This window comes from Streptomyces sp. NPDC037401 (assembly GCF_055602345.1).
Window position 1 is genome coordinate 251,918 of the sequence record NZ_JBVJWO010000004.1, and the last position, 24,921, is coordinate 276,838.

Below are 24,921 nucleotides of genomic sequence, written 5' to 3' on the forward strand. Positions count from 1 at the left end.
GCCGGCGGCGCGCCGCCGGCCTACCGCAGCGCGTCCAGCATCCGCGCGTGCCGGCGCTCGGCACGGTCCGCCGCCACCGGGTCGCCCGCCTGCCGGTGGGCCGCCACCAGCAGCCGCCACACCGCGTCCTGGAACGGGTCCACCGACAGCGCGTGCGTCGCCGCCGCCACCGCCGCCACCGCGCGCCCGCGGCCGAGTTCCACCTCCGCCAGCGCGTGCGCGACCTGCACGGCCTGGTTGCGGTACCGCTCGCGGATCGGGACCACCCACTCCGCCGGGCCGTCCTCCGGCAGCAGCTCCCCGGTGTAGAGGCGCAGCGCCCGCTCCAGCGACGCAACGGCGCGGCCCGGCTCGCCGCGCGCGGCCGCCCGCAGCCCCTCCCCCGCCGCCGCCTCGAACCGCGGCACGTCACAGCTCCCGCCCGGCTCCAGCACCAGCATGTACGCCTCCCCCGAGCGCACCAGCACCTGCGACCGCCCCCGGTCCAGGCCCGGTTCGAGGAAGGTCCGCAGGGCCGACACCGCCACCTGCAGCCCGCGCCCCGCCCGCTGCGGCGGGATGTCCGGCCACAGCGCGGCCATCAGCTCTTCCCGGTGTACGGGCCGCCCCGCGTGCACCGACAGCAGCCGGGCCAGCGCCCGTACCCGCGGCCGGGTGCGGGTCCAGTCCAGCGGGCGGCCCGCGAGCGTGGCCTCGTACCGGCGGAAGCAGCGCAGCGACAGCGGCGCGGCGGCGCACTCCGGGGGGGCCTGCGGCTGCCGGCCGGCCGGTACGGCGCAGCGCCGCGCGAGGTGCGACCAGAGCAGCGGGGCCGCGACCGTCAGCCCGTACTCCTCGGCCAGTTCCGCGTGGGACACCTCGCTGCCGCCGCGTTCCAGCAGCCGGGCCAGGCGCGGCGGGAACGCCCCGAGCACCTCGCGGTCGAGGTACGTCCGCACCGCCGCCGAGTCCAGCGGGTCGCGCCCGCCCCGCAGGGCCGCTGCGGCGAGCCGCAGCACCCCCGGCCAGCCGCTGGTCAGCTCCGCCAGCACCCCCGGCGGTGCGTCCGGGAAGGCAGCGGCGATCTCCGCTTCGCCGAGCCGGAGTTCACTCGCGGTGAGTACCCGGGTGTCGGCCAGCTCCGCCCGGTTGGCGTTCAGGGACGGCATCCGGCGGCCCGCCAGGATCAGCCGCAGCGGGGGCGGGGCCAGCAGCGCCAGCTCTTCCAGTACTGCTTCGGCCTGGCTGCCGTGGACGACGTGCACGTCGTCCACGAGCAGCAGCACCGGGTCCGGGCCCCGCTCGACCGCCAGCAGGACGGATTCCACGGTCACCGGGCCGGGCAGTTCCGGGAGGCCCAGCCCGCGGGCCAGCGTCCCCAGCAGGGCGGGCGCGCCACGGGTGTCGCGGCACGGCTGCCAGCGCAGGACCCGGCCGGCGAAGGCCGCCGCGGTCTGCGTGAGCAGCGTGGTCTTGCCGTACCCGGCCGGGGCGACGAGCAGGCTCAGCGTCGCCGTCCCGCCGGCCAGCTCGGGCACCAGCCGCTCGCGCACGGTGCCGGGCCGAGCCGTTCCGGGCATGCAGGCCTCCTCCCCGCCGGGCGGCGGGCCAAGGATGGATGATGCTCACTCTCCGCATCTGACGAGTTACTGATTACCGAATTGGCGGCAGCGGCGCAACTGGCTTGTACCCCTCGGCATTTGACCCGCCAGCCCGTAGGTTGAGCCCCCCACGTGACGGAGGTGCCAGTACATGCGGATCGCCACGACCATCTTCCTGACGGACCGGACCATCACTCCCGTACGGCTCGCACGCGAGCTGGAGGAGCGCGGCTTCCACGGGCTCTATCTCCCCGAGCACACCCACATCCCGGTGAGCCGCGACACGGCCGCCCCGATGGGCGGCGACCTGCCCGAGCAGTACGGCCGTACGCTCGACCCCTTCGTCACGCTCGGCCAGGCGTCCGCCGTCACCGAGCGCCTCGCCCTCGGCACCGGCATCACCCTCGTCGCCCAGCACGACCCCATCGCGCTCGCCAAACACGTCGCCACGCTCGACCACCTCTCCAGCGGCCGCTTCACCCTGGGCATCGGCTACGGCTGGAACGTCGAAGAGGCCGCCGACCACGGCGTGGAGTGGGCCACCCGGCGGGAGCTCGTCGAGGACCGGATGGCGCTCATGCGCGCCCTGTGGGCCCCGGAACCCACCCCGTACGAGGGAAGCTTCGGCTCGGTGCAGGCGAGCGCCGCCCACCCCAAGCCGGTCCAGGCACCCCGCGAACTGCCCGGCAGCACCCCGCTGTACGGCCCGCGCACCCTGCTCGGCGGCGCGGCCGGCCCCAAGCTCTTCGCGCACGTCGCCCGCCACACCGACGGCTGGATGCCGATCGGCGGCCGCGGCCTGACCGAGTCCCTGCCGGTGCTGCGGTCCGTGTGGGAGCAGGCGGGCCGGGACCCGAAGTCCCTCCAGGTCGTCCCGTACGCCGTGCACCCCACGCCCGGCAAGCTCGGCCACTTCGCGGACCTGGGCATCGAGGAAGTCGTCGCCCAGCTCCCCTCGGCCCCGGAACCGGAAGTCCTGCGCGCCCTCGACTCGCTCGCCGAGTTCCTGTAGGCGGGCGCCCTCAGCTCACTCCGGGCCGTCGTCGGCCGGCTGCACCGTGAAGGGGAGGTGGACCGGGCGGTTGCGGGAGACGAACGCCTCCAGCTCGGCCTGGTCCGCCGAACCCCCGCCGGGAAACGCCACCCGGACGGTCAGGTGCGGCACGGCAGAGCCCGGGAGGGCCGACAGCGGCGTCTCCGACCAGGCGGTCCCCCCGCTCTCCTCGATCCGCACCACGGCACCGAACGCATCGCGGAGCGCCTGCGCCAGGCCGGCGGCCGTGCCCCGGCGGGCGTGGGACCGTACCGCGCGGTGCGCGGAGCCGGCCGACTCCGCACCCACCCACGCCACCAGCAGCTCCGCGAAGTCCGCCGGGGCCAGCCGCGGATCGAAGTACGCGGCCAGGCTGTCGAGGACCGCGAGCACCGGGGCGAGCACCTCGTCGAGGCCCTCCGTGATCCGCTGCACGGTGTCGTCGTCGGCGTACACGCCCGGCAGCTGCTCGCCCAGCGGGTAGCGGGACGGCAGCCCCGGGACCAGGCGGCGCGTCACGGCCGGCCCCCGGGGAAGCGGACCTGGTGGTCGTACGAGAAGGCCAGCGCGCCCGGACCGAGCGCGATCCTGTCGGTGATCTCGCCGCGGCTGCCGGTGTCCAGGTTCGCCGGGAACAGCCGGACCTGCTCCACCGCCTCCACCCCCGGCACCCGCTGGAGCACCGCGAACACCTCACCGCTGTGCACGGCCCGGCCGAACGGCCAGCCCGTCCCGTCGGCGCCGCCGCGCAGCGGGTTCAGGTACCCGTACAGCGCCGCCAGCGCGGCCTGTTGCACCCGCACCTGCGGCGCACCGCGCTGCGCCTGGAGGTCCGCGACCACCGTCACGCCCTGGTAGTACGGCGGCTCGACCACCAGCCGGGCCCCCAGCATCCGGCGCGCGTCCAGATGCCCGGCGACCGTGCTCAGCAGCTCCCGCGGGCAGGCCATCTGCCGGAACTCCAGGCGCCCTTCGCCGTCGTCCTCGGCCGCCGGCACCAGCAGCACCCGCACCCCGCCGGCCCCGGCGTCCACGCACCGCACCCGCGCCACCTCCGGGGCCGCCTGCCGGGTCAGGTACTCGTAGTCCTCGGCGGTGACCGCACGCTCCCGGGTGCGCAGCGCGAGCGCCCCGCGCAGCCGGGCGTTCGCGACGTCCTCGCCGTCCACCCCGCCGCCCGCCGCCCGCCGGTTCTCGACACGGGCGATGTACGGGATCGAGCTGCGCAGCACGGACAGCGCCCGGCGGGCGACGTTACCGCGACGGCCGCCGCCCGCGAGGTACGAACGCACCCGCACCGGCACCCCCTTGGCGGGCACCGCCCCGTACTGGCGCAGGGTGCCGTCCGGCTCCCGTACGGCAGGACCGAACGCCACCTCGCCGGTACTGCGGTCGAGCCGGACGTGCCGGTCCAGCGGGCCGGACTCGGCGAAGTGCTCCACCTCCACCCACGGCTCCCAGTCGGCGTGCGGAGCGGCCGTCTCCACCACGAACGGCCTGCTGCCCGCGATCACCGGGGCGCGCTCCAGCGCGAACGTCTGCGCGGGCACCCCCTCGGAGATCCCGAGCAGCTCCCCGCCGGCCCGTTCGGCGTGCACGGCCGGTGCGGTGCCGCCGATGGTGAACGCCTCCGCGGCCAGCAGCTCCGGCGTCGCCGAGTACATGCGCCGGCCCGGCTGCAGCTCGCTCACCACGCAGCGCAGCCAGCCCGCCCGCTGCCGCGCCTCCACCGACGCCACGTGCCCGGCGGGCAGCTGCACGAGCACGTCACCGGGCCGGTTGAAGCCGCCCGTGCCGTCCCGGTCCACCTCGCAGCGGGTCCAGCCCTCCGAAGTCCACGCCTCCCAGCGCAGCGGCGGGTCCTCCGGGTCGATGCCGTGGCCCGCCACCGGGAAGTCCAGCCGCAGCGCCACCACACAGCGCGGCGCGGGCCGGGACAGCCCGAACAGCAGCGCGTCGCCGGGGCGCGGCACCGGCGAGAAGCACGGCACTCCGCGCCCGCCCGCCAGCTCGGCCCGCCGCTCGGCGGCGACCGCACCCGGCTCCCCGCCCGCCACCGCGACCACCGCCAACTCAACCGGCACGACGGACAGTTCACCGAGGGTCGAGAAGACCACGGCCTCCTCGGTCTCGGTACGGTGGGTGGCGACCTCGGTGCCCTCGCGGACCTGCACCGTCTGCGCCTGCGGAGCCGACAGCCAGAACGTCACGTCCGTACGGGCCGCCGTCGGCGGGCTGAGCTGGAGCCCGATCAGGTCGAGGAACGCCACGTGGTTCTTGTCCGGGACCCGGTTGAGCCGGTAGATCAGCTGGTCCGTCATGTGCGCGAAGGCCTCGATGAGGGTGACGCCGGGGTCGGAGACGTTGTGGTCGCTCCACTCGGGGCACCGCTGCTGGACCATCCGCTTGGCCTCGTCCACGAGGTCCTGGAAACGCCGGTCGTCGAGGTGCGGCTCGGGCAGGCTCACCGGCGACCCCCACCCTCCGGGCCGCCGGACCCGCCGGCGTCCCCGCCCTCGTGCGCCGGGATCACGTAGAACGGAAAGACGAGGTTCCGCGGGTCGTTGGTGCCGCGCAGCGCGTACCGGACGTCGATGTACAGCGTCCCCTCGTCCTGCCCGTCGAAGGAGACCAGCACGTCCACCAGCTCGATCCGCGGCTCCCACCGCTCCAGCGACAGCCGGACCTCGTAGGCGAGCTGCGCGGCGGTCGCCGCGTCCGCCGGCGCGAAGACGTGGTCGTGGATCGCGCACCCGAACTGCGGCCGCATGGGCCGCTCGCCGGGCGCGGTGCCCAGGATCAGCCGCATGCTCTCCTCGATCTCCGCGTCCCCGCCGACCAGCGCGACACCGCCCGTGGCGTCCGTCCGTACGGGGAACGCCCAGCCGGAGCCGATGAACTGCTCGCCCACCGCCGCCTCACCCGCCGATCAGCACGGTCGGGGCGCCCATGACGATCGGCGCCCCGCAGGCGGCCATGTCGCCCATGCGGGCCGCGGGCATGCCACCGATGAGCACGGTGGGGCAGCCGGGCGGGGCGATCACGGACGGCGGGTGCACCGCCGGGGGCGGGAAGGAACACAGGTGCGGGGTGGACACCACGGCGGCGGGCATACCGGCGATCAGCACGGTGGGCACGCCGGGCGGCCCGATCACCCCGGGATGCCCGGTGGGGTCCCCGACACGTGCGGCAGGTGGCATGTTTCCCGGCCCCTCTTCTCGTTCCCCCGCGCGTAGGCGGGTCAGTTGATGCGAACGCGGGCAGTTGATGCGTACGCGGGTCAGTTGATGCGGACGAGGGCGGCGCTGATGGAGCAGCTGGCCCCGCCCTTGATCTCGGTGCTGGCCTGGCCGTTGACGCCGACCGTCGTGCCCTTCACGTCGACCTGGCCGTTGGTCTGGAGCTTCAGCGCGCCCGCGCCGCCGTCGACCTCGACCCCGGACTTCGCGGTGACCTGGACGGACTGCCCGGTGAGCTCCAGCTTCCCGGTGCCGGCGTCCATGCTGATGCCGTTGTCCGCCGTCACCGTGACCTTCTTCTTGGCCGTGATCTCGACCGTGCCGTCGCTGTGCACGGTGACCGTCGTGGCCTTGCGGTCCAGGTGCAGGGTGAGTTTCCCGTCGCCGGTCGCCAGCCGCACCCCCCGCGGGCCGTTCTGCGCGTCCAGCAGCTCCAGCCGGTTGCCCGAACGGGTCACCAGGGAACGCCGGTTGGTCGCCCCACTGGTCGAATCGACGAGCGGTGCCTCGTGCTCCGACGGCTTGTCCTGCCCGTTGTACAGCCCGCCCAGGACGTACGGATGGTCCACCCGGCCCTGCTCGAAGCCGACGAGCACCTCGTCGCCCACCTCCGGCCCGAAGATCCCGCCGCCGCCCTTGCCGCCCGCCTCCGCGGTCCGGGCCCAGTCGCTGACGTACTCCCCGTCCAGCCAGGGGAACGCCAGCTTCACCCGGCCCCGCCCCTCCGGATCCCGGGTGTCCGTCACCGTCGCGTTCACCAGCCCGCCGATCCGGTCCTGGCTGCCCGCGGCGGCCCCGGAGCCCGGCCCGCCGGACGCGAGCCCGTACAGCGAGCGGTTGGAGCGCCCGCCGACCGTGATCCAGGTCTGGTAGCCGACCGCCGGATCGAACACGTGCCGGCTCGCGGAGATCGTGTACTTGCCCTCGAACGGCCTGCCCACGTTCGCCAGCGTCACCGCCGTACCGGCCCGCAGCTGCGGGATGCCCATCGCGACCGCGTCCAGCTCCGCGAACGAACCCGCCAGGTCCGCGGCGAGGGCCTTCGCCGCCTGGTCCGCCTCCGCCTGCGTGCCGTACGGAGTGTCCGTCGCCAGGAACACCGCCTTGCCGAACGGCTCCGCCGCCTGCCCCGGCGTGATCCCCAGCTGCAGCCGGTCGCTGCGGTCCGCCGGCGCCCGGCCCACCACCGCCGCCTTCGCCTGCACGTCCCAGCCGCGCACCTCCACCTGCTGCACCTGGTCGGCGGCCGTCACCGCGGCCTGGCAGCGCAGCAGGTTCCGCCCGAACTCCAGGACGTACGGGCTGGCCTGCGGCCGGGTGGACGTCGCCGGGGCCGCCTCCGCCTTCGCCGGCCTGCGGAACATGAACTTGCCGTCGACCACGGCCACTTCGGCACCCGCAAGGTCCGCCAGCCGGTGCAGGAACTCCCAGTCCGTGATCCCCGGCTGCGCCAGGTGCTCGTACACCGTGGTCGTCGAATCGACCGTGCCCAGCGGCAGCCCGGCCCGCCGCGCCACCTTCACCGCCACGTCCGACGCGGTCATCTGCCGGTACCCGGCGACCCGGCGGCCGCGGAAGAACCGGTGCGCGTGGTCGAGGCCGCGCACCACCGTGAACGTCCCGGTGCTGTCGAGGTCGATCTCGACCGCCGTCACCTCGCCCGACACGAGCAGCTCGCGCTGCGCGCCGTCCCCGGCCCGCGCGAACAGCTTCACCGGCGTGCCGATGGTGATCCCCGTCCGCTCCAGCACCTTGTGGTCCGGGTCGCGGAAACGGATCACGAACAGGTCCGGCAGCTGCGTGCTGTCGTCGACGTACGCGGACACGATCAACTCGGCGACGGGCGCGGGCAGCGGCTGCCCGCCCGCCTCCACCACGAGACTGTTCGCAAAGCTCTCACCGGCCACGGCGGCTCAGCCTCCGATCTCTTCGGCAGCGGGCAGGAGCAGCTCGGCACCGGGCCGCAGCCGCATCGGGTCGTCGATGCCGTTGGCCTGCGCGATCTCCCGCCAGGCCGCCGGATCGCCGTACTCCCGCCAGGCCAGCAGGGCCAGCGTGTCGCCCGTGACCACCCGGTGCACGCGGCGCGCGGCGAGCGCGCCGGACGTGGGGTTCTGGCCGGGCATCGGCCCGCTGATCTCCTCCAGGGTCACCTGGCAGGTCGCCCGGATCGGCAGCCCGCCGGGCGTGAACAGCGTGTACTTCGCCTGCACTTGGCTGACATAGCCGACGAACCCGGTGATCCCGCCCCAGTGGAAGATCACCCACGGCGGCACGCCCTGCTGGCGCTGGTGGGTCTGGTCGGTCGGCACGCAGGTCGCGAGCAGGCTCTCGACGGCCTTGACCACCGCGTCGTCCTGCGTGCCGGTGGCGTCGAAGAACATCTCCAGGGTCAGCTTGGAGGGGCCCGACCCCTTGAACTCGGCAGGCCCGGCGCGGCGGGCGCCGCGGGCGGTCTTCCGCTCCCACTTCGCGGTCTTGGCGAGCGTCAGCTCCTTGGGGTTGAACTGGAAGTCGATCTGCCCCATGCGCGGGCCGGGCGTGGTCGTACCGCCGTCGGCGGGGGGCTGGCGCAGTTCCAGATAGGCCCGTTCGAGCTTGGGCCGGGCATCGCCCTTGCCGCCCCCGCCCGCGCCCGGGGTGCTCGCGGGCGGGGTGGAGGCGATGAACGCGACGGGCTGGTTCGGGGCCACGGCGTCAGCCCCCGCCGTGCAGGAAGCCGTGGTGGGCGATCTCCAGCGTCTCGGTCGCCACCTTGACCGTCTCGGGGCTGAGGGACGGCCCGGTCCAGCGGACCGGCACCACGTCCATCAGGCTCCAGCGGGCCACCACGGTGCCGTCCACGGTCATCGCGCTGATGTGGGCGGTCTTGCGGGCGACGCCGTTGATCATCCCGGACAGCCAGGCCGTGACCTTCTCGGTGTCCTTGGTGACCGGGCGGCTGAGCTTGATGTTGGAGTACTTGATGCGGGAGGGCAGCTGCCAGACGTATCCGTTGTTGCCGCCTTCCTCGCGCTGCTCCATGACCACCTCGCAGCCGAGTCCCTCGCAGCTGTTGAACGCGCCGAGGCTGATGTCGTCGATCTCGACCATGAAGCACACGCTCACGGCGGGGTCGGTCTGCTGCTGGGTCTGTGGCATCGGTGTCCTTCGCGATCTGCGTTGGTTCAGTGGCGGGGGTCCAGGCGGACGCCGGCCCGCTCGCGGTCGAGCCGCAACTCGGCCCGGAGCAGCCGGCCGAGGGGCCCGACGAGCCGGCGTACGAGCTCGTCGGTGGACTCCCCGGCGGGAGCGGGCGGGTGGGCGGCGCCGGCCGGGGCTCCGGGGTCGGGGGCGCGCTGCACGGCGGGCGGCAGCTCGACCGGCGGTGGCTCGACCGGCGGCTGCCCGGCCGTCTCGTCCCGCGGGGGAGTCCACTCCACCGGTACGACCTCCCCGGCGGGCTCGGGCGCGCGCTGGAGCGGCGCGGGCGGATGAGCGGCCACGGGAGCCGGCTCCCAGGGCTGCGCGGGCCAAGCCGGTACGGACCGCTGGACGGGCAGCGGTGCGGCCACCGGCGGCGGCGCCCAGGAAGGCACGGCCGCTCCGCCGAGGGGCTGCGGCGACAGCACCCGCTGTACGGGCTGCGGGGCGGGCGTCGGAGTGGCGACCCAGGTCACCGGCACGGCGGCGGGCGCGCCCGCCGGATCCCGCGCCTGCACGGAGGACGGCGTACCGGGGGCGGAGGCGGATACGGATGAGGACGGCGAGGCGGAGGGGGACGGGGCTGGAGGGGTCGGCACCGAGTGCAGCTCCAGGGCCCGTTCCCCGACCAGTCCGATCGCGGGTGGCGGCGGAGGCGGCTCCGCCGCCCGCTGCAGCGGGGCGACCGGCACGACGGGCAGGGCCCGTGCCCCCGTCCGCACCAGCGGCGGTTCCGGCTCCGCCAGACGCTGCACGACGGCCTCGGTGACGGCGGCTCCGGTGACGGAGGCCTCGGGAGCCGCTTCCGGAGCGGGGCCGGGCACCGGCGCAGGCCCGGGCAGCGGCCGCGGTTCCGGCGCCCGCACCGGCACGGACGCCAGGGGAGCCCCCAGCCCGACCCGCCGCTGCACGGGCGCGGACGGAACGGCGGCCGGAGCGGCGGACGGAGTGCCGGGCTGAGCGGCGGCAGGCGCAGGGCCCCCGTACGGCCTCAGCGGTGCCCCCAGCCCCACCCGCCGCTCCCCGGCCAAGGGCCGGTCGCCTTCGGCGCGCTGGACGGGCGGCGCAGACGGCGGCCCGACGTCCGCCGCCGCGTCCGCGTACACGGGCCTCATGGACGCGGGCGGCGGGAGCGGCGGTGCGGCAGGCGGCTCCACCGGGACCACGGGCGGCACGGGCAGCGGCTCGGACGGCTGCTCGACGGGCACCACAGCCGCCGGGGGCGCCGTCGCCTCCTCGGGCACCACAGCCCTCTGCACGGGCGGCACGGGCGGCACGGGCGGCGGTGGCACGTCCGCCACCGCATCGCGCTGCACCGGCCGTACAGCCGCGGGCGGCGGAAGAGACGGCGCGGACGCCGGCCCGTCCGGCACCACGACCGCCGGGAGCGCCGGGTCCCCCTCGGGAACCGCCGCCCGCTGCACGGGCAGCTCAGGGGGCACGGCCGCAGGCGGCGGGGGCACCATGCTCGGCGGGGGTACGGGCTCCCCCTCGGGGACCACCAACCGCTGCACGGGCGGTACGGGCAGCCGCCCAGGCTGCGGTGCGGCCTCGGTCACCGCGTCCCGCTGTACCGGCCGGACGGCCACGGGAGGCGGCAGGGGCGCGGCGGACACGGGCTCGACCGCCACCACCGACGGAGAGGGCGCGGCCTCCCCCTCGGTGGACGCAGCCCGCTGAACGGGCAGCACGGGCGGCGGCGGCACGTCCACAGCTGCATCGGCATCACGCTGTACCGGCCTGACGGCGGCGGGAGGCGGCAGAGGCGGGGCGGGCGCCGGCTCGACCGGCCCCACGGGCGGCGGGAGTACGGCCTCCTCCTCGGGAGCCACGACCCGCTGCACGGCCGGGGCACCTCCTCGAAGCCCGTCGGGCAGCGCAACGGGAGCCACCGCGCCCCCGAGGACCGGCTCGGCAACGGACACGGGCGCGGGCTCCGGACGCCAGGGGTCTTCGCGGACGAGGTCGAGGCGGGGAGTCGGCGGCAGCGCCGAGGGGCCCGCGATCGGCAGTCGCTCGACGGGGAGCGTGCGGACGGGCGGCGGCAGCTCCACCGCCCGCGCCACCGTCAGCGCCCGCTGCGGAGCCAACGGCACCACGGGACCCACCGGATCGGCCGGGCGGACGGCACCCGCATCAGGATCAGGATCGCGACCCGCCACCGATTCGGCGGGCTCGTCCGCCGGCACCAGCCGCTGTACGGGCGACGGCTCCGCACCTGCCGCCGCCACCGGCACCGGCCGCGGTCGCGGTACGAGGACTCCGTGCACCACGCCCGCCGGGGCCTCCGCGCTGATCGCGTGGCCCAGCGGGCTCGACAGCGACGGGTCGCGCCACGAGGCGAGGGCGGGGCCGAAGCCCAGCGGGTCCGTGAGCAGATCCGGTGCGCCGAACGTCAGGCGCTGTAACGGAACTTCGCGCCATCCCGCGCCCGGCTCGCGGGCCGCAGGAGCGGCGGCCGGCGGGCTCGCCTCGGGCGACGGTGCCGCCCTTCCGCGCAGCCACCCGCGCAACCCGTCCCACACCACGGCTCACCGCCCCCCGAAACCGGCACCGGCACCGGCACCCGCAGCGGCCGCCCGGTTCAGGCGGGCGATCTGCTCGACGTACCGGCGCCGCTCCACGTGCTCCAGGTCGAGGATCGAGTCCATCGCCCAGTGGAAGTGGTAGGCGACGTACGCGACTTCGCCGTACAGGTCCTCCGTCGCGTACGTCACGATTCCCCCAGGCGGCCACCACCCGCCAGGTCCACCGCGAACGCGCTCTCGCACGACGGGCAGGTCACCTGCGCCCGCGTGTGCCCCTCCGCGTTGATCCGCCGGTAGAAGTCCTGGAGAAAGGCGAGGTCCGAGGCGAACAGGTCCTCGATGACCCCCGCGTGCACGTCCGTCACCGACCCGATGCGTTCCACGACCCGGCCCAGCAGCACCACCGACAGGTACGCCGGGTTCTCCCGCACCCGGTCGTCCCGCAGCGGTACCAGCTCGTCGCGCGCCGTCGCCAGCCGCATCACGCCCGAACGGTGGACCTGGCCGGACTCGTCGACGTACCCGCGCGGCAGCTCGAAGGCGAACTCCGTCCGCATCGGAGCCGAAGCCGAGGCGGAAGCCGAAGCCGCCGTCCCGGCGGTGACACCCGCCGGCTCCGGGAAGACCTCCGTACCCGCAGGGGGCATCACCGTGCGCTGTCGCTGTCGCCTCACGCGACGTCCATCTGCTCGTACGTGATGACGAGCTTCTCGGTCAGTACGCTCGTGTCGCCGGCCTTCAGCGAGGAGATCTCCAGGCTCTTCGGCCAGGCGTTGACCAGCGTGTACCGCTTGATGGCCACGCCCTCGTAGTCGAAGACGATGATCGCGCCGCCCTTGCGCGCGCTGCCCATCTTCCCGAAGCGGGCGTCCTTGATCCATTTCTCGAAGTTGTTGTCTGCGGTCAGGCCGCGGGTCAGCGTGACCTCGCCCGCCTTCGGGCGGCCCGGCAGCTTCTTGATGACGTACTTGCCGTCCGCGGTGTTCTGCTTCAGCTCGATGACGTCCTGCTCCATCTTCAGGCCCGTCACCTCGTTGATCTGCTTGATGACCACCCCGTCGATCTCCAGCCCGAAGGAGTGGCCGACCGAGGTGTCCATGTCGGGAAGTGCCACAAAGAACCCCTAATCCGTAATCCGCAGCGCTTGGCGGTTACTCGTTGACGAGACTGGTGCCGCCCGAGAACTGGGCCAGCCGGAAGACCACGAACTCGGCGGGTTTCACCGGCGCGATGCCGATCTCGCAGACCACCTGTCCCGCGTCGATCCCCTGCGCCGGATTCGTCTCGCGGTCGCACTTCACGTAGAACGCCTCGTCGGGCGTCAGCCCGAACAGCGCTCCCTTGCGCCATTCGTTGACGAGGAACGCCGAGATGGTCCGCCGGATCCGGGCCCACAGCGCGTCGTCGTTCGGCTCGAACACCACCCACTGCGTGCCGAGGAGGATCGAGTCCTCGATGTAGTTGAAGAGCCTGCGGACGTTCAGGTAGCGCCAGGCCGGGTCGGAGGACAGGGTCCGCGCGCCCCAGACGCGGATGCCGCGGCCCGCGAAGGGGCGGAGGCAGTTGACGCCGATCGGGTTGAGCAGGTCCTGCTCGCCCTTGGTCAGGTGGACCGCGAGGTCGACCGCGCCCCGGACGACTTCGTTGGCCGGGGCCTTGTGCACTCCGCGGGCTTCGTCGTTGCGGGCCCACACGCCCGCCATGGCGCCGCTGGGCGGCACGAACCTCATCTGGTTCGGGGCGGTGGGGTCGGCGACCTTGATCCAGGGGTAGTACAGGGCCGCGTACTTGGAGTCGTAGCCGGCGCCCGTCATGCGCCACTCCTTGACCCGCTGCGGGGACAGGTCCGGCGGCGGGTCGATGATCGCGACGCGGTTCCCCATCAGCTCGCAGTGCGCGATCATCGCGAGCTGCACGGCCTTGACGCCCTCGGCGTCCAGGGCCCCTTGCTGGTAGGCGCCCATCAGGTCGGGCACGGCCAGCATGGTGACCTCGTCGACGGTCTCCAGGCCGCTGAAGCCGGTCCGGTCGTCCGTACTGCCCACGTAGTCCTGCGCGCCGACGGCCACCGGGGCCGCCGGCGCGGGTACGGGGGCCGGGGCGAGCGCGACGGACTGGTTCTCCGGCCGCCCGAGCGGCTGTGCGGGGCCCGCGTCCTCGACGGTGATCAGGCGCGAGCGGTCGCGGACCACCGTGACGACGTAGTTGCGCTGGCTGCGCTTGGCGGACACCTCCCAGGTCTCCTCGACCCGGTCCCCGCGCTTCACGTTCAGGGTGAAGGCGTCCTCGGCGGGCGACTCGCCGCCCGCGTCGGCCACTTCCACGCTCAGGCCCTCGCCGGTGCCCTCCAGGGCAGCGGCCTGGAAGCCGCCGAGGGCGGTGCGCCGGCCCGCGGGCAGCGCGGCCCTGCCCCGCTTCCCGGCCACGGGCCGCGGCTCCTCCGCCGCGCCCTGCGCCTCCCCGTCGGCGTCCCGGCCGCCGACGCGGACCACGTAGCAGGTGCCGCCGCCGTTGAGGAAGTACGCGTAGACCGCGTGCGCGAGGTACGAGCCTTCGCCGCCCCCTCCGAACCCGCCGAAGGTCGAGGTGAACTGGCTCCAGTTCGTCACCAGGGTCGGCGTGTCGCACGGCCCCGCCGCGGCGAGCCCGACGAAGGCGGCCACGGCCGTCCCCACCCCCTCGATCGGGCGTGAGCCGGCCTCCACCTCTTCGACGTAGACGCCTGGCGACAGGTACTGAGGCATCCTGGTCCTCCCCTGGGACGTGACGGTCGCCCCCAGGGTCGGTCCGGGCCCGGCCCAAGGTCATGACCTGCCGTACGGCCCCGGGGGAATCCCGCCCTGCCCCTTCGGGCAAATCCCGCGCTACCGTGCCCGGATGAACCCCACACACGCCCCCACGCCGGCGTCCCCCGAGACCCCCCTGCCGTCCGCCGCCGACGACCTCGACCGCTCCGTCCGGCTCGCGGTCGCCACGCTGGCCGCTGCGCCCGCGGCCGCGTGGGGCGGCCGGGCCGGCACGCTGGAGTGGGACTGCTGGGAGACCGTCGAGCACCTCGCCGACGACCTGTTCGCCTACGCGCTGCAACTCGGCCCGCGGCGGCCCCCCCTGGACCGCGAGGTACCGGTCGTCTACACGGCCCGCCGGCCGGGCGGCCCGGAGAACACCGTCCACGCCGACCGCGCCGCCGGACCCGAAGGACTCCTACAGACGCTGGAGGCCTGCTGCGGACTGCTCGTATCGATGGCCCGGACGACCGGTGCCGACGTCCGTGCCCACCACGTCTTCGGCGCCTCCGACGCCGACGGCTTCGCCGCCATGGGCATCGTCGAGACGCTCGTACACACCCACGACCTGGCCGAGGGCCTGGGCCTGCCGTGGGACCCGCCCGCGGACGTCTGCGCCCGCGTGCTGGCCCGGCTCTTCCCCGACGCGCCCGCCGACACGCCGCCGTGGCCCACCCTGCTGTGGGCCACGGGCCGCGCCGACCTGCCCGGCCGCGCCCGCCTCACCACCTGGCGCTGGCAGGGCGAGCCGCGCACCGAAACGGTTCAGCAGCCCTAGGTCGTGCTGCGGCGGGCCTGGTTCAGGATCCGGAGCGGGGCGAGCAGGCCGTACCCGACGTCGCGTCGCAGGGCGCGGGCGCCGGCCTGCTCGACCAGGGTCAGCTGGTGGGCCATCAGCGACAGCATCGTGTGGCCCACCCGCCGCAGCCCCGGATCGGCCAGCCCGACGACGCCCTCCGCGGCCTCCAGCGCCGTACGCGCACGGGCGCACTCGTCCGCCAGCAGCGCCCGTACCGGCTCGGTGTCCTGCCCCTGCTCCAGCGCCTCCCGCGTCACGCCGTGCGCGGCCAGCCGGTCGAGCGGGATGCACAGGCGGCCCGCCGCCAGGTCACCGGCGAGGTCGGCGAGGAAGTCCACGCGCTGCGCCGCGTCCACGAACCGCCGCCAGCCCGCGGCCTGCTCCTCGTCCGGGCCGCCCTGGTACTGGAGCCCGGTGAAGACGACCACGCCCGGCCAGGCGTACGCGTCGAGGTAGTCCTCGAAGTCCTGCCCGGTCGCGAAGCCAGCGAAGCCGGCCTCGGCGGTCGCGGCCCCGTCCAGGAACGTGTACACCCAGTGCTCCGGCAGCCCCCGGGCCACCACCGCGTGCGCGTACGCCCGCAGCACCGGGTCCTCGCTGCTGCCGGACTCCAGCGCGTCGGCCACCCTCGCCGTGAGCGCCTTGAGCTCGCGCTCGGGCTCCTCACCCTCGGCTATGTCGTCCACGAGGTTCATGAAGGCGAGCCCGGCCGCCAGGTACGGCACGAGCGGCGGCGCCGCCAGCAACCGCAGGGCCAGGTATGGCGCCTGCTCCCGCCGCAGCACGCGGCGGGCGGCGGCCGTGTAGTCGGCACGTACGTCCGGATCGGCGATCTCGGCGGCGGTGAGGGTGGCAGGCCAGCTGGGCACGGTGCACGTTCTCCTCGGGAGGGTGCGGAGGGGGCCCGCCCACCGTATGCCAGCCGGCCGCCGGAACGGCTCCCCGGGTCAGAGGCCCACTTGCTCCGGGGTCACCACCCGGCCGTCCGGCAGGAAGATCCGAACCGTGGAAGGGTCCGCCACCACGAGGAACTTGCCCGAGCTGCTCGCCTGGCTGCGGAACCATGCTTGGCAGTCCTCGCACTGATGCAGCGTCACGCCCACCGCGTTCGTGCCGCCCTGGTAGATCTGCGCCGCCCGGAAGGCCATCTTCTCGGCGTGCAGGATGGCCGACGTACCGGAGACGCCCTCCATGTCGTTGGGCCCCGGAGTCGGGACGTACTGCCCGCCGGACCGCGCCTGCGAGTAGTCCGGGGTCCGCCGGTCCTCCATGCTGGTGGGACCCTGCCGCACGCCTCCCGTGGGCCGCGCGCTGCTGGGCGCCGACGGCTGGATGCCGCCGACGCGGGCGTTGATCTCCTCGTCCGACATTCCCTCCAGGACCGGCTTGGGCAGCCGGCCCAGCTCGTCCCACTTCGTCGCGTCCGCCTCGAGGCGGACGCGGGCCGCGCCCGGCTGCGCCCCGGCGACGGCCTCGGCCGCATGCGCCGCGGCCGAGGCCGCCCGCCCGGCCTGCTGCCGTTCCTCCACGAGAGCCGCACGCTCCTGCGGGCTCGCGGCCGCGATGCGGCGCTCCACATCGGCCACCCGGCCCGCCGCCGCATCCGCCGCCTGAACCGCTGCGGCCAGCTGCGGAGCGGGGGCGTTGCGGCCTCGTGCGTTGCGGCGGGAGTCGGCCTGCGCGGCCGCCATGCGCCCGCCGCCCACGGTCCGTTCCGTTCCGCCGGCGTGCGCGAGGAGCGGCTCCTCGCCACCGGCGCTCCTGGCCGCCTCGAACCGTGCCTGCGCACTGGCCAGGGAGGCCCGCGCGCGGGCCACCGCGGCACGCACCTCCTCGGGATCGAGCCCGATCTCGTTCAGCTTGATGACCGGGGTGTCCTTGTCCGGATTGATCTTCACGTGGACCTTGTATCCGGCGTCGTCCGAGCCGACGAGGTCGATCGACGTCAGCCGGTAGGTCTTCTTGATGTCGGGCAGCGCGGCCCGTACCGAGCCCGGTGTGGCGCGCTCCGTCTTCATCGCGCGCTCGGCGGCCTGCTCCGCCGCGGCCACATCGGCTTCCTTCTGCGCCATGGTGCGCTCGTCGGGCCCGCCCTCGCCGCGCTCGCCCCTCAGCTTCGAGAGGATCTTCTTGCCCGCGGTCACGATCTTGTCGATGACCCAGTCGACCGCCTTCATCACCGGGGCCTGGACCTTCTGCAGGATCTCCTTGATCTTCGCGGAGATGCCTCCGAGGCCCAGCAGGCTCGCGAGGAAGTCGAGGACCACCGGGACCGCCTTGGCCAGGCTCTGTTCGATCAGGCCCGTGACCGCGCCGCCGCCGCCGTTCGCGATCGACTCGACCGAGTCGAGGACCGAGTCCACGAAGCTCTTGATCTGCGCGGCGCGGTTCACGAAGAACATCACCACGTCGTAGATCGCCTTGCAGGCGCGGACGAAAGCCGAGGCGGGGTTCAGCATCGAGACGATCCACGTGATGCCGGCCGTCACGATCTTCTCGATCACGAAGTCCTTGACCGCACCGACGACCGTGTCCTTGAGGTCGGACAGCTTGTCGACGATCCACTTCCACAGGCCCCCGATGCCCTCGGTGACGAGGACCTGCACCATCTCGAAGCCGGTCTCCAGCGCGCTCATGGCGCGCTCGCCGATCCGGGCGACCACCCGCGCGCGGATGTTCGTCCAGGTCAGCCCCAGGATCGAAAGAATGAGCCTGATGATGCCCTTGGCGTCGAAGGTCTCGGGGATCTCGATGCCGCCGGCCGACAGCTGGCCGAACAGCCACTGCTTGAGGCCGTTCTTGAGGTGCTCGCCGATCCGTGCGGCGAAGGCCATCACCCCGCCCTTGACGGCGCCGACGAGATTGCCCAGGAAGCCGATCGGATTCGCGATGATCTTGTCGATGGCGCCGGCCGCCCGCGCCAGCACGCCCAGCAGCATGTCCTTGAGCTTCAGGACGGTCTCGACCGTCCCGGCGATCGCATCCTTCGCCTTGCCCAGCAGGCCCTTGTTCTCCTCCTGGAGCTTCTTGATCTCCTCGTCGAGCTCGCCCCGCGCCGCCACGTACCTCTCGGCGAGACCGTCCACCAGGCCCTGCGACTTCTCGTTGACGGAAGACTCCAGCGCGGCGAACTCCCCGCCGATCCCGTCGGCCGCCTGCTGGGCGAACCTCCGCAGCGACGCGGGCTGTTCGGCCACCTTGGCCGCGATCTTCGCCTTGCCCTCCGCGATCCTGGCCGTCGCCTCGCCCAGCCGCTTGCCGATCAGGTCCGCGATGTCCGAGATGCAGGCCTGCATCGCGCGCTCGTAGACCACGCGCGCCTCGGCGAAGATCTGGTTCGCGCGCGGCGGCGGGTCCAGCACCGCGTCCGCCAGCCAGCGGGCGGCGCCGGTCACCCCGGAGTACCGCTCGTCCTTCCAGGCCTTCATCTTCGTCTGGTGATCGCTGTCGAAGGCCGCCTTGGCCGCTTTCTGACCGGCGTCGAAGGCCTTGTCCACCTCGTCGTCGAGGCCGCCGAGGATGCCCTCCACGTCCTTCTTGGTCGTGTCGAAGACCGCCTTGATCTCCGCCGACACCCGGGCCCGCTCCTGCTCCTCCTTCGACCGGGCCGCGCCCTGCCCGGCCGCCACCTGCTGCCCCGCACCCGCCCGCGCCGCCGTCATCGCCTGGATCCCGGCCGGGCCCGCGGCCGCCGCCCCGCCCTGCTCGGCGGCGATCCGTACCGACTCCGCGGCCCGGAACTTCGCGGGCGCGGTCGCCGCGTGCGCGTCGGATTCCTTCTTGGCCGCCAACGCCCCGGTGAACGCGGGTTCGTTGGACTGCGCCAGCTGCTCCGGCGTGACCTTCGCCTCGGCCATCTGGGCGTCGGTCTCCCTGGGCCCCGCACTCAGGTCGGTCTGCTCGGGCGGCGCCTTCGCCACCGACGCCGCCTTCGGGTCCGGCGGCGCGAGCGCGGGCGGAGCGGGCTGCCCGGGCAGCGGGGTGACCGGCTTCTCCACCGCACGGGACTCGTCCGGCGCCTTCGCCGTCTTCTCCGCGACGTCCTTGGCAGACCCCTCCTTGCCCGCCTTGACCTGCCCCGAGACCTCGCCCTTGACCTCGTCGGCCTTCCCCGACCCGGTGAACTTGTCCGCCTCGTCGAGGGTCTTGGGGGCCTTCGCCGCGATCGCCGCCGACACCGCCGCGACGAAGGCGGCCTTGTCGAACACCCCGGGCTTGGCCGTGCCCATCTCCCCGGCCTGGGCGGCCTTCGCCTGCGCTTCCTTGTCGTCGGCCGGTGCCTGCGCCGCGTCCCGGGCGGCCTTCGCCTGCGACTGCGCCGACGGATGCCCCGCCAGGACCTTCTTCTTCGCCCGCAGGTCCGCGGCGGCCTTGCGGAAACGGGGGTCGGTGGCCGGCGTCAGGCCCGCGGGCGGCGCGGGCAGCCCGGCGTCCAGCCGCTGTACGGGCACGACGGCGGCGGCCGACCCGGAACCACCCGTGACGCCCGGACCACTCGTGACGCCCGTACCGCCCGTGCCGCCCGGCCCGTCCTTGCCCCGGGAGCCGACCAGCCGCGCCACGGCTGCATTGCCCGCCCTGCCCTGGAGGCGTTGCACGGCCCGCGGGTCCAGGGCCCGGGTGCGGACCGGGGCAGCCCCGTCGGCCCGCCGGGGCGGCGCCGCGGCCTCCCCGGCGGGCTCCCGCCGCTGCTCCCCGGCGTCCCGCTCCGCTCCGGACCGCACCCGCTACTCCGCCGGCGCCTCGTCCTCTTCCGCTTCCTCGCCCGCGACCCGCTGCACGGACGCGCCGGACGCGCCGGATACGGGAGCCTCGTCCGAGCCCCCGTCCACCGCCCGCTGCACCGGCGCGGACACCTCCCCGGAGGCCGCGGCCGGCGCCGGACCGGCCATCACGCGCTCGGCATTGGCGACCGCCTCCCGCTCGAACCGGTCACCCGGGTCACTGACCCTGATCCCGCCGGCCGTCTCCGTCCCGTCCACCGGCCCGGAACGCTGCTGCACCACGTGCGTCAGCTCGTGCGCCAGCGTCGTACGGCCCTGGTGGGAGCCGGGGTCGTACGCGTCGCGCTGGAAGACGATGTGCGAACCGACCGTGTAGGCGTGGGCGTTGACCGAGCGTGCCGAATCGTGGGCGGCGGCGTCCGTGTGGACGCGGACGTCCCCGAAGTCGTGGCCGAGCCGCCCCTCCATGTCCGTGCGCACCCCCGGATCCAGGGCCTGCCCGCCGGATCCGACCACGTCGTGCACGGACGACCGCTGGACGGCCGCCGCGGCGCCCGCATTGCCCAGAGCCCGCTGGAGCCTCAGCATCGCGGCGGGACCGAGCACGTCCGCCCGGCCGTCCGCGGCCGCCTTCAGGAGCAGGGCGTCGGGGGCTGCGGACTCCGGCCCGGCCTTGGAATGCCCGGCGCCCGCGCACTCCGGTTCCTGGCCGTGTTCGTGTCCCTGTCCGTGTCCGTGCATCTCTCCCCCTCGCGGGTTGCCTCCCCGCCAGCGTGCCGCCGCGCCCGCCACCCGCCCAGGTGCCCCGGACGCCCACCAAGGGCACCCGTGACTGCCCCTTCGGGCACCCGCCGCCGGCCGCCGGCTCGCCTCGCGGGCCCGGGCGGCCGTGCCTACGCTGGAGGGCGTGGAGTCCTGCCCACTCCGTGGAGGAGGCTCGTCGTGACGTGTTCGGGAAAGCGATTCCGCCGTAGCTGGGCTGCCGTCGTGACAGCCGGACTGCTGGCCGTACCCGTGACCGCGGGGACCGCAGCGTCCGCGTACGCGGCACAGCCGACCCCGCCGGACCCCTCCGTGACCGCCACCGCCAGCAGCGACTTCCCCCAGCTGACACCCGCCGTCGCGCAGCAGCTCGACGCGGCGGTGGAGAAGGTGCTGAGCGAGACGAAGGTGCCCGGGGCGCTGGTCCACGTGTCCGCCCCCGGCAAGGGCTCCTACGTACGCGCCTTCGGCGTGGCCGACAAGGAGACGCGGCAGCCGATGACCACCGACATGTGGCTGCGGATCGGCAGCGAGACCAAGACGTTCACGGTCACCGCACTGCTCCAGCTCGTCGACGAGGGCAAGGTCGGCCTCGACGACCCGATCTCGAAGTACATCGACGACGTCCCCAACGGCGACAAGATCACCCTGCGCTACCTCGCCGAGATGCGCAGCGGCCTCTTCAGCTACTCCGAGGACCCGGACTTCGACAAGGCGCTCTTCGACCACCCCGAACGACCCTTCACTCCACAGGAGTTGCTGGACTACGCCTTCAAGCACCCGAACCTGTCCGGACCCAACGAGACCTTCTACTACTGCAACACCAACCTCATCCTGCTGGGCCTGGTCGTGGAGCAGATGACCAAACGCCCCCTCCAGGACGTCATCGAGAAGGACGTCCTGGAGCCCGCCGGCATGCGCCGCACCGTCTTCCCGACCAACGCCGACTTCCCGTCACCGCACCCGCAGGGCTACACCGTCCAGACGGCCAGCGGCAAGGAAGAGGAAGCCACCGACTGGAACCCGTCCTGGGGCTGGGCGGCCGGCGCCATGATCTCCACCCAGGACGACCTGCACCGCTGGGCCAAAGTCCTCGCGACCGGCGAACTTCTCACCCCGGCCACCCAGGAGCAGCGCCTGAAGGTGATCCCGACGGGCATCCCGGGCGCGAGCTACGGCCTCGGGATCTTCAACGTCAACGGCTGGATCGGCCACAACGGCTCCCTGCCGGGCTACGAATCCCTCACCATCTACCTGCCCGAACACGAGGCCAGCCTCGTCGTGATGATCAACACCGACATCACGTACGAGGGCCACGAGCCGACCACCCTGTTCGGCCGGGCCATCACCGAGATCATCAGCCCCGCCCACGTCTACTACCTCACGCAGCCGGCCCAGAAGAAGTAGCGAGCAGCGCCGTGCGCCGGCACCGGGCGGTCCAGCTCGTCCAGCGCCTCCAGCAGCCGCCCGGTGTCAGCGCACCGCCGCGAGGTACGGCCCGAACTCCCCGGGCAGGCACAGCCGCCCCAGCTTCCGGTACTCCCGCGCCACCGCCGCCACCAGGTCCGTCATCGAGACCGGGCGCCCCGCCTCCGCCGCCAGGTACGCCGCCGTCACCGCCGCCGAGCGGATGTCGCCGCCCGCCAGCTCGAACGACCGGGCGCAGAAGCCCAGGTCCAAGTCGTCCCCCCGCGGCAGGGCCGTACCCAGGCAGCGGTCCCACAGCGCGAGCCGCTGCTCCGCTTCCGGCAGCGGGAAGTCCACCACCAGGTCCAGCCGGCGCGTGAACGCCTCGTCGAGATTGGCCCGCAGGTTCGTCGCCAGCACCGCCAGACCGTCGAACGTCTCCATCCGCTGGAGCAGGTACGCGCTCTCGACGTTCGCGTAGCGGTCGTGCGCATCCTTGACCTCCGAACGCTTCCCGAAGACAGCGTCCGCCTCGTCGAAGAGCAGGACGCCGTTCACCCCCGCCGCCTCCGAGAAGATCCGCTCGAGGTTCTTCTCCGTCTCCCCCACGTACTTGTCCACCACCGTCGCCAGATCGACGGTGTACAGGTCCAGGCCCAGCGCGCCCGCGATCACCTCCGCCGACATCGTCTTGCCCGTACCCGAGTCGCCGGCGAACAGCGCCATCACCCCGCGCCCCCGCCCCCCGCCGGGCCGCATCCCCCAGTCCCCGAGCACCCGGTCCCGGTGCCTGGCCCGCGCCGCCAGCTCGCGCAACTGCCCCCGCACCCCCGCCGGCAGCACCAGGTCGTCCCAGCCCACCCCCGGCCGGATCCGCCGCGCCAGCCGCTCCAGCCCCGAGGTGTTCTGCGCCCGCGCACCCCGCAGCAGCTCCGCCTCGCCCACCGCGCCGCCCGTCAGCAGCGCCTGCCCCCGCGCCGCCCGGGCCGCCCGCCGCATCTGCTCCGGAGACAGCACGAACGCCGCCACCGCGTCCCCGACCCCGTCGCCCAGCACCGACCGCCACAGCGCGGCCCGCGCCGCCGCCCCGATCCGACCGACCTCCACCAGCAGCGGTGTACGGTCCGACCACTGCGGATCCCACCCCGACCGGCCCGTCAGCAGTACCGGCACCGCCAGCCCCGCCACCGCCCGGAGCACCCCCACGGACTTCCCCGGCGGCTCAACCGCCGACTCCCGCAGCGCCTCCACCGGCCCGGCGATCAGCCCGGCCCGGCCGAGCGCGGCCTCCCGCCCGGCCACCCGTACGAGACCCTCCGCGTCCGGCCGCCCCGCCAGCCGGGCCAGGTCCAGCACCAGCGCCCGCCGCCCGGCACCGGCCAGCGCCGCCACCGCCACCTCCACGGCCGTACCGCCCGCAGGCTCGCGCAGGTACACCGGCGAGGCGGCGTTGCGCACCGCGTACGCCAGCCGGCCCGGCAGCTCGCCGCCCACCTCCTCCGGCAGGTCCACCGGCTGCGCCCACCGCACCAGGTCCGCCAGCACCGGATCCGGCGCGTCATCCCCCAGCAGATGTCCGGCGACCCGGTCCGGGACGCGCAACGTCCGCCCGAGGAAAGGGCGTTCCGGCTCCTCCACCACCAGCAGCCCGCCCCCGACGAGCGGTCCGTCCGCCGCCAGCCGGGCCCGCGCGGCCGCCGACACCGCCGGCACCCCGCACAGCGCCAGGGCCAGTCCGACCGAGGGCCGCCGCCGCGTGACGTCGTCGTTCAGATACCCGTAGAGCTGCTCGAAACGGCGGTCCAGATCGGGGGCCAGCGCGATCAGCAGCAGCTCCACGTCCAGCTCCTGCAAGCCCAGTTCCTGCTGCAGGGCCGACAGCCGCGACCCCCCGGCCGAAGCGGCGAGCGCCTCCCGGTCCGCCGCGTCGACCGGGTCCGGCCACGGCACCGCCGCCGGCTCGTCCAGGATCCGCTGCACCGCCTCGTCGGACAGGTACAGCCCGCGGAACGGATCGTCGGCGTCCGGGTCCCCGGCCCGGCGGGCCGCAACCGCCCGCCGCACCCGCGCCTCGACGATCCCGAGCCGCCCGAGCAGGTAGTCCATCAGCCGCCCGTCCGCCGGTGCGGGCGGTGAGCGCGGGGCCGCGGTACGGGGCGCCCGGCCGGCGGGGTGTGCCCGTTCTGTCCGGTGAGCCCGCCGGACCCGTCCTGCCCGCCCGGCCCGTCCTGCTCGCCCGGTCCGTCCTGCTCGCCCGGCCCGTCCTGCTCGCCCGGCCCGTCCTGCTCCTGTGCGCCGTCGACGTCCGACACGTCCACCACCAGCCCCTCCCGGACCGGCGGTCCGGCCTCGTACTCCGGGGCCGTCGCCACCGGCGCGCTCACCACCACGTCCAGCGAAGGCTTCAGCTCGCCCCCCAGCGCCGACCACACGTCCGCGAACGCCCGGTCCTCCGGCGGCGGAAGCGCGATCGACACCGGCACCGGCAGCCCGGTGGCCGACAGCTCCGGCCCGAGCCCGCCCGACGGCAGCACGTCGTGGCGCAGGAAGCACGCCAACAGCCCCGACAGCAGCCGGTGTTCGTCCTCCGGCCGCTGGGTCCACGCACTGATGAGGTACGACAGCTTGAAGTAACGCGGCGGCAGCGTACGGGCAGTGACCCGGCCCGTCTCGTCGTAGACGTTCCGCCGCCCCCGCGAGCGCCGCCGCACGTCCTCCCTGATGTCATACAGGTACAGGCTGACCGTCGGCGTGTTCCGCCGCGCCGCCCACTCCCGGGTCGGCGCGTCGAAGACGACGTCGACCTCCGCCCCCGCCCCCACCGCCTCGGCCCGCACCAGCCCCCGCAACGCCTCGTCCACCTCATGGATCACGCCGACA

At 74.4% G+C, this 24,921-nt stretch carries 21 protein-coding genes; 3 read left to right on the forward strand and 18 right to left on the reverse strand.

Annotated elements, in window-relative coordinates; translation table 11 throughout:
• Nucleotides 1–20: 20 nt before the first annotated feature.
• Entirely contained in the window at nt 21–1,559 is a 1,539-nt protein-coding gene (locus ACZ7H1_RS05415) for an AfsR/SARP family transcriptional regulator (protein ID WP_470783932.1), read from the reverse strand.
• A gap of 172 nt (nt 1,560–1,731) precedes the next feature.
• On the opposite strand from ACZ7H1_RS05415, the gene ACZ7H1_RS05420 reads away from it, so the two are divergent.
• Nucleotides 1,732–2,592 carry a TIGR03619 family F420-dependent LLM class oxidoreductase gene (locus ACZ7H1_RS05420; RefSeq protein ID WP_470783933.1) on the forward strand — a complete coding sequence of 287 codons (861 nt, stop codon included), beginning with the start codon at nt 1,732–1,734 and terminating at the stop codon, nt 2,590–2,592.
• A 15-nt stretch (nt 2,593–2,607) separates the two neighbouring features.
• On the opposite strand, the gene ACZ7H1_RS05425 is transcribed toward ACZ7H1_RS05420, so the two are convergent.
• The 12 genes from ACZ7H1_RS05425 to ACZ7H1_RS05480 all read right to left on the reverse strand — a co-directional run bounded on the left by ACZ7H1_RS05425 (nt 2,608) and on the right by ACZ7H1_RS05480 (nt 14,307).
• The gene (locus ACZ7H1_RS05425; RefSeq protein ID WP_470783935.1) at nt 2,608–3,132 is read right to left on the reverse strand and encodes a phage tail protein; all 525 of its coding nucleotides are present in this window, start codon (nt 3,130–3,132) and stop codon (nt 2,608–2,610) included.
• Nucleotides 3,129–5,081, reverse strand: coding sequence for a putative baseplate assembly protein (locus tag ACZ7H1_RS05430; protein WP_470783937.1), 1,953 nt, complete (start codon nt 5,079–5,081; stop codon nt 3,129–3,131). The genes ACZ7H1_RS05425 and ACZ7H1_RS05430 overlap by 4 nt, the downstream gene beginning before the upstream one ends.
• Complete coding sequence (locus ACZ7H1_RS05435; protein WP_470783939.1) at nt 5,078–5,524, reverse strand: GPW/gp25 family protein; 447 nt, start codon at nt 5,522–5,524, stop codon at nt 5,078–5,080. The genes ACZ7H1_RS05430 and ACZ7H1_RS05435 overlap by 4 nt, the downstream gene beginning before the upstream one ends.
• A 7-nt stretch (nt 5,525–5,531) precedes the next feature.
• The gene (locus ACZ7H1_RS05440) at nt 5,532–5,813 is read right to left on the reverse strand and encodes a PAAR domain-containing protein (protein ID WP_470783940.1); all 282 of its coding nucleotides are present in this window, start codon (nt 5,811–5,813) and stop codon (nt 5,532–5,534) included.
• Nucleotides 5,814–5,893: 80 nt separating this feature from the next.
• Entirely contained in the window at nt 5,894–7,759 is a 1,866-nt protein-coding gene (locus tag ACZ7H1_RS05445; protein WP_470783942.1) for a VgrG-related protein, read from the reverse strand.
• Between the two features lie 6 nt (nt 7,760–7,765).
• On the reverse strand, nt 7,766–8,545 hold the full coding sequence (locus tag ACZ7H1_RS05450) for a CIS tube protein (protein WP_470783944.1): 780 nt from the start codon (nt 8,543–8,545) through the stop codon (nt 7,766–7,768).
• Nucleotides 8,546–8,549: 4 nt separating this feature from the next.
• Nucleotides 8,550–8,993: a phage tail protein gene (locus ACZ7H1_RS05455; protein WP_470783945.1), complete on the reverse strand. Its 444-nt coding sequence runs from the start codon at nt 8,991–8,993 to the stop codon at nt 8,550–8,552.
• A gap of 26 nt (nt 8,994–9,019) precedes the next feature.
• Entirely contained in the window at nt 9,020–11,563 is a 2,544-nt protein-coding gene (locus tag ACZ7H1_RS05460; protein ID WP_470783947.1) for a hypothetical protein, read from the reverse strand.
• Nucleotides 11,564–11,566: 3 nt separating this feature from the next.
• Nucleotides 11,567–11,752: a DUF6760 family protein gene (locus ACZ7H1_RS05465; protein WP_470783948.1), complete on the reverse strand. Its 186-nt coding sequence runs from the start codon at nt 11,750–11,752 to the stop codon at nt 11,567–11,569.
• Nucleotides 11,749–12,210 carry a hypothetical protein gene (locus ACZ7H1_RS05470; protein ID WP_470784023.1) on the reverse strand — a complete coding sequence of 154 codons (462 nt, stop codon included), beginning with the start codon at nt 12,208–12,210 and terminating at the stop codon, nt 11,749–11,751. The genes ACZ7H1_RS05465 and ACZ7H1_RS05470 overlap by 4 nt, the downstream gene beginning before the upstream one ends.
• 23 nt (nt 12,211–12,233) lie before the next feature.
• Complete coding sequence (locus ACZ7H1_RS05475; RefSeq protein ID WP_470783950.1) at nt 12,234–12,677, reverse strand: phage tail protein; 444 nt, start codon at nt 12,675–12,677, stop codon at nt 12,234–12,236.
• Nucleotides 12,678–12,714: 37 nt separating this feature from the next.
• The gene (locus tag ACZ7H1_RS05480; protein ID WP_470783952.1) at nt 12,715–14,307 is read right to left on the reverse strand and encodes a phage tail sheath family protein; all 1,593 of its coding nucleotides are present in this window, start codon (nt 14,305–14,307) and stop codon (nt 12,715–12,717) included.
• Between the two features lie 133 nt (nt 14,308–14,440).
• On the opposite strand from ACZ7H1_RS05480, the gene ACZ7H1_RS05485 reads away from it, so the two are divergent.
• Complete coding sequence (locus ACZ7H1_RS05485; RefSeq protein ID WP_470783953.1) at nt 14,441–15,127, forward strand: hypothetical protein; 687 nt, start codon at nt 14,441–14,443, stop codon at nt 15,125–15,127.
• On the opposite strand, the gene ACZ7H1_RS05490 is transcribed toward ACZ7H1_RS05485, so the two are convergent.
• From ACZ7H1_RS05490 to ACZ7H1_RS05500, 3 genes are all read right to left on the reverse strand, one after another.
• Complete coding sequence (locus tag ACZ7H1_RS05490) at nt 15,124–16,017, reverse strand: phytoene/squalene synthase family protein (RefSeq protein ID WP_470783955.1); 894 nt, start codon at nt 16,015–16,017, stop codon at nt 15,124–15,126. The two genes, ACZ7H1_RS05485 and ACZ7H1_RS05490, sit on opposite strands and share 4 nt — an antisense overlap.
• Nucleotides 16,018–16,095: 78 nt before the next feature.
• Entirely contained in the window at nt 16,096–19,872 is a 3,777-nt protein-coding gene (locus ACZ7H1_RS05495) for a phage tail protein (protein WP_470783957.1), read from the reverse strand.
• A gap of 3 nt (nt 19,873–19,875) precedes the next feature.
• On the reverse strand, nt 19,876–20,613 hold the full coding sequence (locus ACZ7H1_RS05500; RefSeq protein WP_470783959.1) for an eCIS core domain-containing protein: 738 nt from the start codon (nt 20,611–20,613) through the stop codon (nt 19,876–19,878).
• Nucleotides 20,614–20,859: 246 nt separating this feature from the next.
• Here ACZ7H1_RS05500 and ACZ7H1_RS05505 point away from each other — a divergent pair, with 246 nt between their 5' ends.
• Nucleotides 20,860–22,041 carry a serine hydrolase domain-containing protein gene (locus ACZ7H1_RS05505; protein WP_470783960.1) on the forward strand — a complete coding sequence of 394 codons (1,182 nt, stop codon included), beginning with the start codon at nt 20,860–20,862 and terminating at the stop codon, nt 22,039–22,041.
• 66 nt (nt 22,042–22,107) lie between these two features.
• Here the strand turns inward: ACZ7H1_RS05505 and ACZ7H1_RS05510 are convergent, their stop codons facing one another.
• Together ACZ7H1_RS05510 and ACZ7H1_RS05515 are read right to left on the reverse strand one after the other, a co-directional pair.
• Nucleotides 22,108–24,147 carry an ATP-binding protein gene (locus ACZ7H1_RS05510; RefSeq protein ID WP_470783961.1) on the reverse strand — a complete coding sequence of 680 codons (2,040 nt, stop codon included), beginning with the start codon at nt 24,145–24,147 and terminating at the stop codon, nt 22,108–22,110.
• Nucleotides 24,147–24,914, reverse strand: a complete 768-nt coding sequence (locus ACZ7H1_RS05515; RefSeq protein WP_470783963.1) for a Pvc16 family protein — start codon at nt 24,912–24,914, stop codon at nt 24,147–24,149. The genes ACZ7H1_RS05510 and ACZ7H1_RS05515 overlap by 1 nt, the downstream gene beginning before the upstream one ends.
• Between the last annotated feature and the right edge of the window lie 7 nt (nt 24,915–24,921).

Excerpts from the sequence above, each read along its gene's own strand:
- ACZ7H1_RS05420 (WP_470783933.1), top strand. The coding sequence starts at position 1,732 with ATGCGGATCGCCACGACCATCTTCCTGACGGACCGGACCATCACTCCC.
- ACZ7H1_RS05500 (WP_470783959.1), bottom strand. The coding sequence starts at position 20,613 with ATGCACGGACACGGACAGGGACACGAACACGGCCAGGAACCGGAGTGC.
- ACZ7H1_RS05470 (WP_470784023.1), bottom strand. The coding sequence starts at position 12,210 with ATGCCCCCTGCGGGTACGGAGGTCTTCCCGGAGCCGGCGGGTGTCACC.
- ACZ7H1_RS05510 (WP_470783961.1), bottom strand. The coding sequence starts at position 24,147 with ATGGACTACCTGCTCGGGCGGCTCGGGATCGTCGAGGCGCGGGTGCGG.
- ACZ7H1_RS05415 (WP_470783932.1), bottom strand. The coding sequence starts at position 1,559 with ATGCCCGGAACGGCTCGGCCCGGCACCGTGCGCGAGCGGCTGGTGCCC.
- ACZ7H1_RS05455 (WP_470783945.1), bottom strand. The coding sequence starts at position 8,993 with ATGCCACAGACCCAGCAGCAGACCGACCCCGCCGTGAGCGTGTGCTTC.
- ACZ7H1_RS05485 (WP_470783953.1), top strand. The coding sequence starts at position 14,441 with ATGAACCCCACACACGCCCCCACGCCGGCGTCCCCCGAGACCCCCCTG.
- ACZ7H1_RS05480 (WP_470783952.1), bottom strand. The coding sequence starts at position 14,307 with ATGCCTCAGTACCTGTCGCCAGGCGTCTACGTCGAAGAGGTGGAGGCC.
- ACZ7H1_RS05440 (WP_470783940.1), bottom strand. The coding sequence starts at position 5,813 with ATGCCACCTGCCGCACGTGTCGGGGACCCCACCGGGCATCCCGGGGTG.